This is a genomic window from Geitlerinema sp. PCC 9228, from assembly GCF_001870905.1.
Taxonomy (GTDB): domain Bacteria; phylum Cyanobacteriota; class Cyanobacteriia; order Cyanobacteriales; family PCC-9228; genus PCC-9228.
Window position 1 is genome coordinate 43,684 of the sequence record NZ_LNDC01000102.1, and the last position, 9,550, is coordinate 53,233.

The 9,550-nt window shown below is 49.5% G+C and carries 7 protein-coding genes; 3 read left to right on the forward strand and 4 right to left on the reverse strand.

The window, feature by feature from the left end:
* Positions 1–157 precede the first annotated feature (157 nt).
* Together crtD and AS151_RS10460 are read left to right on the forward strand one after the other, a co-directional pair.
* Complete coding sequence (crtD, locus tag AS151_RS10455; RefSeq protein ID WP_071516996.1) at positions 158–1,666, forward strand: C-3',4' desaturase CrtD; 1,509 nt, start codon at positions 158–160, stop codon at positions 1,664–1,666.
* Positions 1,667–1,921: 255 nt separating this feature from the next.
* Positions 1,922–2,230, forward strand: a complete 309-nt coding sequence (locus tag AS151_RS10460; protein WP_071517006.1) for an RNA-binding protein — start codon at positions 1,922–1,924, stop codon at positions 2,228–2,230.
* 564 nt (positions 2,231–2,794) lie between these two features.
* Here the strand turns inward: AS151_RS10460 and AS151_RS21515 are convergent.
* Complete coding sequence (locus tag AS151_RS21515) at positions 2,795–3,031, reverse strand: hypothetical protein (RefSeq protein WP_139240609.1); 237 nt, start codon at positions 3,029–3,031, stop codon at positions 2,795–2,797.
* 344 nt (positions 3,032–3,375) lie between these two features.
* Between AS151_RS21515 and AS151_RS10465 the strand changes: the two genes are divergently transcribed.
* Positions 3,376–4,344, forward strand: a complete 969-nt coding sequence (locus AS151_RS10465; protein WP_071516997.1) for a GNAT family N-acetyltransferase — start codon at positions 3,376–3,378, stop codon at positions 4,342–4,344.
* Between the two features lie 26 nt (positions 4,345–4,370).
* Here the strand turns inward: AS151_RS10465 and AS151_RS10470 are convergent, their stop codons facing one another.
* The 3 genes from AS151_RS10470 to AS151_RS10480 form a co-directional block, all read right to left on the reverse strand.
* On the reverse strand, positions 4,371–5,192 hold the full coding sequence (locus AS151_RS10470) for an MBL fold metallo-hydrolase (RefSeq protein ID WP_071516998.1): 822 nt from the start codon (positions 5,190–5,192) through the stop codon (positions 4,371–4,373).
* Between the two features lie 3 nt (positions 5,193–5,195).
* On the reverse strand, positions 5,196–7,499 hold the full coding sequence (locus AS151_RS10475; RefSeq protein ID WP_071516999.1) for an adenylate/guanylate cyclase domain-containing protein: 2,304 nt from the start codon (positions 7,497–7,499) through the stop codon (positions 5,196–5,198).
* Between the two features lie 579 nt (positions 7,500–8,078).
* Positions 8,079–8,279, reverse strand: coding sequence for a hypothetical protein (locus tag AS151_RS10480; RefSeq protein WP_071517000.1), 201 nt, complete (start codon positions 8,277–8,279; stop codon positions 8,079–8,081).
* Positions 8,280–9,550: the final 1,271 nt, after the last annotated feature.

Consider the following 9,550-nt stretch of genomic DNA (forward strand, 5'->3'; position numbering starts at 1 on the left):
GGTTGCTTTTATTTTGGCCCACGACCGCCAAAACTGTCAGTAGCTCTTTTTGAGAACGATGGCGGCCAAAAATCCCGATATGACAAGCATTGCCACCGATCGCGCCATCGCGTTACCATAAAATTAATATATTAAGAAATGTAAAAATTTTCCGACCGTGACTGTTCTTACCCATCCCACCCAAACTCAAATTGTCGTTATCGGTGCTGGCATCGGTGGTTTGACCGCAGCTGCCTTGCTAGCCAAACGGGGGTATCGCGTTCTGGTTTTCGACCAAGCCTTCGTACCGGGAGGATGCGCCTCCACCTTCAAGCGTCGGGGGTTCACCTTTGACGTTGGGGCCACTCAAGTCGCCGGCTTGGAACCAGGAGGCATCCACCACCGCATTTTCTCGGAACTAGAAACCGAACTGCCCCCAGCCACCCCCATCGACCCCGCTTGCAGCGTTTACTTGCCCCAGGAAAGCCAACCCATCAACGTGTGGCGGCAACGGTCCCAATGGCAGGCGGAACGCCAAAGACAATTCCCCGGCAGCGAACCCTTCTGGAAACTCATCCAAACCCTGTTTGATGCCAGTTTGGACTTTCAAAGACGCGACCCGGTTTTGCCGCCGCGCAATGGATGGGATTTGTGGCAGCTGCTGCAAGCTATACGACCCCGAACCTCGATCGCCTTGCCCTATACGTTTCTTTCCGTCGCCGATGCGTTGCGGGGATACGGTTTGGCAAGCGATCGCCGGTTAAAAACGTTTTTAGATATGCAGTTGAAACTGTATTCCCAGGTAGACAGCGAAGAAACGGCTTTGCTGTACGCCGCTACAGCTTTGGGATTGTCCCAAGAACCCTACGGCCTGTATCACCTCCACGGTAGCATGCAAACCCTCAGCGATCGCTTGGTAACCGCTTTGAAACGCTACGGCGGCCAGCTTTACATGCGCCATACTGCAGAACGCATTCATCTAAACCAAAAAAAAGCCACTGCCGTTACCGTATGCCATCAAAAAACCGGCCAAACCCACCGAATCGAAGCCCAACACATCGTCGCCAACGTTACCGCCCCCAATTTGGTCAAACTATTGGGAGAACAAGCCCCTGCCGGCTACCGACGACGCATCGATAAGTTGCCCCTGGCTTCTGGCGCTTTTGTGGTTTATCTGGGAGTTACCCAAGACGCCATTCCCCCCGGTTGCCCTTCCCACTTGCAATTTTTGGATGACGGCAACCGGGAAGTAGCGGAAAACAATTCCCTGTTCGTCTCGGTCAGCCACCCAGGCGACGGTCGCGCCCCCACGGGTCAAGCCACCATTACCGCTTCTTCGTTTACCGACGTACGTAACTGGCGTCGATGCAAGGAGTACCGCCAACTGAAACAACGCTACACCGAAGATGCGATCGCCCGTTTGCAACGCTATTTCCATCTCAATCAAGAGACCGTCGTTCACGTAGAAGCAGCCACCCCGCGTACCTTCCAACGCTTTACCGCCCGCGAAGACGGCATGGTCGGTGGGGTGGGGCAGCGGGTATCCACCTTCGGTCCGTTTGCTCTGGCAACCAGAACCCCCATAGCCGACCTGTGGCTGGTGGGCGATTCTACCCATCCCGGCGAAGGAACCGCTGGTGTCAGCTATTCTGCCCTCACTGCCGTACGCCAAATCGAACAATCCTAGTAGCAAGATTGCGCTTTGAGACTTGACAGCTTTGCGTCTGGGAGGCTTTAATGTAAAACTATAGGCTCAATAGCTATGGCGATTTAGGAAGAATTTCTTCGCAACAACGCTGGTGCAAAGGTTCTAAGTTTCCATTGAGGAAAAGACGGAAGTTCATTCCGGGTAACGGCGCGGTTTGAAAGAAGGTACTCAACCTACTTCCCTAGCTACAGAGAAATTTCTTCGTATTTTTTGTATTTGCAAGAGGCTAGAACTTTGACGATTTACATTGGCAATTTATCTTACCAGGCAACCGAAGCTGACCTGGAATCCGTCTTTTCCGATTATGGCAGGATTAAAAATATTTCCATTCCCGTCGATCGGGAAAGCGGCCGTCCGCGGGGATTCGCTTTTGTGGAAATGTGGGAAGTGGACGCCGAAGACAAGGCCATTGAAGCCCTCAACGAAGCAGAGTGGATGGGCAGGCAGCTGCGGGTGAACAAAGCCCGCCCAAGAGAAGAACGCAAATCCAACTTTGGTGGCGGTCGCCGCAACAACCGCGGTGGCTATCGCGATCGCTTTTAATCTCTAGAGGGGATCCCTATCTTGGCAATCCTGCGATCGCACAACCTTCGAGAAGCAACCAGCTGTTGGTTTCTCGGAGGTTTTTTTTAGGCCCCCAACCGGGAAAACCCAAAATTTGAAAATTTTGCTAAACAAACAGCTAAGCAGACATTCCTTTGCTACACTACCATTATTGATACACAACAGCGACCTGGTTTGACCCGGATGTATTCCACCAATCCTTGGAGCTACGGATCTTTGGTGTGGATTCTGGTACAATGGATTGGGATAGGGAAACAAGGTACGCATACACGGAAACTTCAAGCAGTTACGAAAAAAAAAATGGGCGCTTGAAGGCCCTGCCTCTTTCCCAGCAGGGATGAAAAGCAACCCGTGCGGCCCCGCCGCCGTCAAAATGTGCTACACTTGCATTAAAGTACGTCCACCGCAGGGCGGAAAACGCTCGCTGAGGGTCCCTGTTCGCCGGGGATGGGCTAGCTCTTTTCGCGAGTCCATCTAGGCACACCCAACGAAGCGAGAATCTCACAAATTCTATTCGTGAGAGCGTCAAAGAGATACTACCGCTTAATTGGGGGTGAATTTTATCACCTGGACGTAGCAAAGCTTTTCCACACAATCTAGTAACGGTCGCCAAACATTCATTCCCATTTGTATGCAGGAGCGATTTCCCCGTCGGGGGAAACCTACAGGATACGTTTCTATGCAGAGAGTCGCCGACCCCATCTGGACTTCGGTGTCGTAGGTTGCCAGCAGCGCGATCGCTTGGCGGGAATGGCCGTACCAGTTTGAGACCGGAGTCATATTAAACCAATAGCAAACCAAGAATTATGACCGTTCCGAAATTTTGTCATCGCAGCTTGGTCGTGCCCTGAGAGATGCCAGGGCAGGAACAGATTTCCAGTAAAAAAAAACTCGAACAACCCATTGGGAAACTTTTAATTGCACCGGAAAGCCAGATTTTCCTGTTTGGTTGCTCGGGATTGACATAACGCGATCGTTTGCTTACCGTTAGAAAGCGATCGCTTCTGTAAATTCCACCAACCGATGTGGTTCGGCAAACTTTCCATGCCAACCGCAAGCTGTCGAAGATTCAAGTTTGCTGAGATTTTAGGAGGAACACTTCCGAAAGTGGGAGTGCGATCTTTATGGCTACGATAATGACGCGCCCGTATTTAGGTGCCAAAGATTTAAGTAAAATTACCAATTTAGTAGAAGTTTCCAACCCCACCGGATATCTCGACGGAGACACCTCCGTCTGCGAACTGCCAGCCATGCTCGCAGAACCCGAATCGGACAACTCTCGCAACATTCGCTTGTGGGAAGACGCCAACGGCAACCTCGTAGGATTCGGACAACTGCTGGTTTTTCATACCCCAGAAACCGTTGATGGCTGGTTGATTTTCTTTACCCACCCACAAGTAAGTGGCGATGGCTTGGAATCGGAAATCATCGATTGGGCAGAACGTCGCATGCGGTGGTTGGGTCGCGAACAGCAACTGCCCGCAGTTTTGCATACTGACGTTCGTGACGATACCCTCAGCCGCCAAGCTTGGGTAGAACGCCACGGCTTCCATCGCGATCGGGCCTTCGTAACCATGAAACACGACACCCCCAATACCCTAGAATCGCGACCCATGCCGGAAGGCTTTACCCTACGTTCCGTATCCCAAAACCAAGCCGACATCAAAGCCTGGGTGGATTTGTTCAACCAATCTTTTTGCGATCATTGGAACCACCACGACATCGACGAAGCGACCCTACAACGCTGGCTTTCTAACCCCCACAACCAATCCGATCTCAACCTGATTGCAGTTTCCTCTCGAGGAGATTTCGCCGCTTTGGGATACGGATATATTAACCCAGAAGAAAACGCTCGCACGGGGGAAAACGTCGGCTGGATTAAGTGGTTGGGAACCCGACGCAACTTCCGCCGCCGTGGCTTGGGCAAAACCATGCTGCTAGCCACCATGCGGCAACTCTACAGCAAAGGCGTCGAAGCCGTAAAACTAAGCGTGGATGCTGACAGTTCCACCAAAGCCATGAGCTTGTATCAATCCGTTGGCTTCCAACCTTTAGAAACCTGGATTTCCTATACGAACGCTTTATATCTATAAAAATACGGGAGATGGAAAAACACCCATTATCCTCCCATCTCCCCATCTTTTTCCCAAACCAACCTTTCAGCATCCCTACTGGCAAGGGGAAAGTCAAATATCTGCCCCGGTTTGACAAACCCCAAAAACCCATCTGCCTTCGCATCGGGAACCGGTCCTGGCTGGTAGCCGTACAGCCACATTTTTTGCTTGTATTTTTGAGGAAGTTTTCGTAAATGGCGATAGTGGGCGTGAACAGGAGAAGGCGAGCGAGAAGTTTCGCAGTCGTGAAAAATAATATCCGCTCGGTCGTAGAATTTTTCCAAAGATTCTAAATGCAATTGCGTGTCTGTGGTTAGAAAAATCTTGGTTCCTCGTATCTGGAAAAACAACCCGTAACTGGGCATAATAAAATATCCCGTATCCACATGGATGACCCGTACCAACTGAAACCAAATATCCGACCAGGTAAAATATCCCTGCTGGGGAACTTCGCAGACATCAAAAAATGTATGCAAATCGGCAACGTTTCCATGAAGGGCACGCATGCCTCCGGATAGGGTATTTTCCCACAGTTGACCAGCCAAATCTTTGCTCAGATACAGTCGCGGGCGAATGCATTGGGAATCAAACTTGGTATTAAAGCCAATATATTCCAAACCGCCCACATGATCGGCGTGTAAATGGCTAATATAAATATCCGTGATCTCGCGATAGGAGTATCCGTTGGCATGGAGCGACCAACGAATATCGCTGCCGCAATCGAGCAATAACTTATTATTGCTATCGTCGATTAATAGTAAATTGGCTTGAAAATTATTGTCGCCGACGGTAAAAGCCGAACCAGAACCTAAAAATAGTAGTTTCATTCGTTAATCTTTCCGAACAGATTGATATAAAGCCATTAACTTGGTATGAATTTCTTGGGGTTTGGCAGTAAAGCGAACGTGGAATCTAGAAGCATGGTTCGCTTCGGTGGCTAGTTGGGTGTTACAAGCTAAAACTTTGGCATAGACATCGTATCTGGGGGTTTCTCCATCATTAGCAAAAAAGAAATTAATTTTGATGTTTTTTAAAGGTGATGGAATGCAAGCTTGAAAGCCATTGTCTACCGCAATTTCTGCTTCCTTGACTGATAGTTTGACCAAGCTACCCCAATAACAAGTATTGTTGACATGCTTGCCATCTAAAATGGAATACTGTAAAGGAATGGCTTCGCGAATCCAATATAACTTCTCTTGTTCTTTGAGTAACGATGTATTATATTTTCCTTGGATGGCATTAACTTCATATACAGTAACGGGGGTTTGTACTCCTTTGAGATAAACTTCTTCCATGCGCCGTACTTTCACTCGATCTGCCACTTCTTCCCAGGTCGATTCGGAAATTAAAATCTGGCCGCCTACTGTATAGGATTCGATCCGAAAAGCCAAATTGACCTGACTGCCCACAATGCCGTATTTGGTCCGTTTTTCGGAACCAATATTGCCCACCACCACCTCGCCGGTGTTCATACCAATGCCCATTTCCAAGCTGGGCAGCCCCCAAGCTTGCATTTGCGTATTCACTTTTTCCATGGCTAATTGCATTTGTAACGCACAAGCGATCGCCCGTTCGGTATCGTCGTGGCGGCTGGTAGGAGCCCCAAACATCACCAAGATGCCATCTCCCATAAACTCATCAATGGTGCCTTGATACTCAGAAATAACATCAGCCATGCAAGATAAATAAAGATTTAAGACTTGGATGGCTTGCTCTGGCGAAAGACGTTCGGCAAGCATAGTAAACCCGCGCAAATCGGAGGTTAAAATGGTGACCCGACGGCGTTGTCCTCCCAGTTTCCTTTTCTCTGGGTCTTCTAGCAAGGTGGCCACCACCTCATCGCTGAGATAGCGTCCGAAGGTTTTGCGGATTTCCTTCGCCTGATGAGCCATGTATCCGGTAATGGCGATACCAGAACCCACCAAAGCCAGAAAAGGTGGCACCACAGGAATCCACCACCCCCCTACCAAAGCGACATAGGTACCCACCAGCAAACTCCCCCCAGCCAGCAAGCTGCCGGCAAGTCGCACCAGGGAGATCCAACGTTTTTGCGGAGACAGCCGCCCCGTCCAAGCTAAGGTTGCACCAATTCCCGACCACAGCAGAATCCACAGCCACTCCACCGGTTCCGACCAAGTTTGGATGAGGGGACGGTCGTCGAGGGCAGCACTGACGATCTGACTGGTTAGGTTGGCGTGGATTTCCACTCCTGACATACGTTCGGATAAAGTCAGCAAACCGCTGCTGAGGGGAGTAAAAAAGGCGTCTTGGAAGCTTTCGCCCACGCGACCGATTAAGACAATGCGATCGCTTGCCCAATCGTCAGGAATCCGACCTTCCAAAACATCGGTGAGGGAAACGGTATCGAAAAATTCCGTAGAACCGCGGTATTTGATTAAAATTTGATAGCCACCGGTATCGGCACGTACGTAACCGCCGTCGTTGGGTTGCAAGGGTTGAAAGGTTTCTTGGCCCAGCCGCCACTTTTGGGTCCCCTGGATGGGTTCTGGTTGAATGTTATCTTCTTGGAGATACATCAAGGCTAGGTAGAGGGCAAAGCTGTACACCATGTTGCCTTCGCTGTCGCGTAAGTATAGCAACCCCCGACGCACTCGGTCGTCAGCATCGATAATTAAATCGTTGGCACCCACTTGTTCTTTTTCTTTTAAGATAGGCGGTGGAGCGACGGCTTCGGTTTGGCGATCGCCAACGACTTTTTGAATGCCAATGAGATTGTCTGTGTTTTGGAAAACCTCGGTCAGCTCTTCGTGACCGGGAGGAACGGGGACATCTCGGTAAATATCCAAGCCAATGGCACGGGGATTTTGTTCTTTTAGCCGGCGCAATACTTTGGCGTAAGTGCGATCGGAAAGAATGGATTGCCCCAAACGCTGAATATCCTGTTCGCCAATGCCCACAATGGCTACGCGACTGCGATTGTCTTCGGGCAAGGTCTCCCGAACGTTGCTGGGGATGGGTTGCCAGTGCATGTAGCGATCGTAAGCAGCCCACTCCCAAGACTGTAACAATCCAGTTGCACGCAAACCAATAACGACGGCAGCTATGCTAGGTGCTGTCAGCCAAATACCAATTTGACGACGACCAAACCTATCGATCTGCTTCCATTTCCACATTCAAAGGCGCTGGCGAGATATGCTGAACTTTACGGGGTTTTTGGCGTTGCAGGAACCATTTTGGTGCCGATGGATGGGATGGTCCCCGCATCCCAAATTAGGAATTTTACTGAGCTATTGTTAAAGATACCTTTTATAAGGAAATTTGGATATGGATTGAGAGGGTGACAAGAAAGACTTGGTTTTGCAACCGGACAAAAGGAGAACTTTTGTTGCTCGACCGTGGGTCTGCTACTTCCTCTACCTAATCTAGCATCCATTTTGCTAGCTATTCTACATCCTGCTACCTACGGGCCGATTGTTGCTCCTATTAGCAACCCCAAGCAGCAAACCAGGCCAAGCAATACTCCCCCACCTCACGAAGTAAGTGGGGGTCATTGAACGATGCTTCCCAGGTGGGCATGATATAGGAGTCTGTTTGCAAACCTCATGCTCGCCATTTCTATCTAAAAAAAAAGGGAAGCTCCCTTAGGGAGCTATCCCTCAAATCTACCTGAAGTCGAAATTCTAAAATTCTGCGTGTTTCCCTGGAACAGCTACGCAGCGATCGCTTGGTGACAATAGCTGCAATTGCCCTACCTAGCTCATAGCCGAACGGCTGCGATCGTAAGCACGGGAGCTGTCTGCATAGGGTTTGCCTTGGATGGTATTCCAGTGCTCTTCTTCCTCCATAGGCATGCCCATGGAAGCAGTGGTACGACGCAACATAGATTGCTGGCGGTTTTTAATCATGTGATGGTGACGGGTCATTAAAGCGCGAGAGCGTTCTTCAGCAGACATGGTAAATATCCTCCGTATTGCTTGAGATTTTATGGTTTTTTTCTATCTCTAGGAATAATATATCAAAAATATTCTGTATCTGATGTTACGAAACGTACTTTTTTTATAAAACTTAATATTTTTCTTAAGCAATTCCCCTGGCACAAGAGTTTCCGGACATGGGCGCGGCAGCCACGAATCATCCTTCCCATTCCGTACCCTTGATGTAGCTTCTGGGCACGAGTTGACCAGTCGCCCAAACAAATAGCTCCCCTTTTCGGAAAATCCGCGATCGGGAAGCTATGCCAAGCTGTTGCAGGTGGCGCGACGTTCTCGCTAGGAGAATTGCGAAAAGCCCTATACCGTAGACGAATCTTTGGTATTCCGACGCCGAGCCAGGGTCAGCAACAAATAAACGGTAAGTAGATAGGCAGTGGCTAAGACTGGGATCATGAGGTGCATATGTGTATATGTCATAAGTCAGCTAGATTTTGTATGTAAGAGCGGACAAACAGCGAAGCAAAATCGAAGTAGGGACCCAGATGCGGAGAAGCTGAGCCAAACCCCCATGGGAAAGCTGACGAACCGAGGCGAGCTCAGAACTGTATTATTCTCTTCGCCAAGGTCGTTTGGCTGCTCTAGCAAAGCTACCTAGATGAGGTGGTGAGAAGTTCCTCTGAGGGACCGAACAAGTTTCTCCCTAAGAGAATCGTTACAAAGCTATGCGAAGTTAGGGCAAGTGCGCGGCTCTTTGGGAACCCGCTCCTCGAACCCACTTTCGGTTATGCAGTTGTAGGAATGTCTCTGACATTTAATATAACACGGAATTGAACAAATTCCCAGGCTCTTTACCGATAAAATCAAGCCCCCCTAGCTATAATCTTAGTCAATCTACGGTCAATGGCAGCGAGGGGGAGTTCGGAGCATTTCTTTAAAAATTTGCAAGAAATAATTAGGATATCTTTGTAGAGCACATCGCGAGACAAATTTAACCGGAAAATTGGCCAATGCCAGAAAAGCATTGTTTTTCAGAAATGGATGGGCAACTGAGAGGGTCTTTAAACGGCAACAAGATTTCCCATTTGCTCTTGCAGCGGGAAATTGGGCGGCCAAATAGCGACTCCTATCCCCCAGGATAGCTCCTCTACCAGGAAATCCCACCGGTGCCATTTTCCTGGTTGCTCTTCTCCGCTTCTCGTCCGAAGCGGCTCAAGTAAAACTTTCGGTAGCTTGGAATCCCCGTCGCTTTAGCGCGGGGAGGAAAAGCGCCTCGTGGGGCTTTAGCCCCATTT

Excerpts from the sequence above, each read along its gene's own strand:
- AS151_RS21515 (WP_139240609.1), bottom strand. The coding sequence starts at position 3,031 with ATGACTCCGGTCTCAAACTGGTACGGCCATTCCCGCCAAGCGATCGCG.
- AS151_RS10465 (WP_071516997.1), top strand. The coding sequence starts at position 3,376 with ATGGCTACGATAATGACGCGCCCGTATTTAGGTGCCAAAGATTTAAGT.
- AS151_RS10470 (WP_071516998.1), bottom strand. The coding sequence starts at position 5,192 with ATGAAACTACTATTTTTAGGTTCTGGTTCGGCTTTTACCGTCGGCGAC.
- AS151_RS10475 (WP_071516999.1), bottom strand. The coding sequence starts at position 7,499 with ATGTGGAAATGGAAGCAGATCGATAGGTTTGGTCGTCGTCAAATTGGT.
- AS151_RS10480 (WP_071517000.1), bottom strand. The coding sequence starts at position 8,279 with ATGTCTGCTGAAGAACGCTCTCGCGCTTTAATGACCCGTCACCATCAC.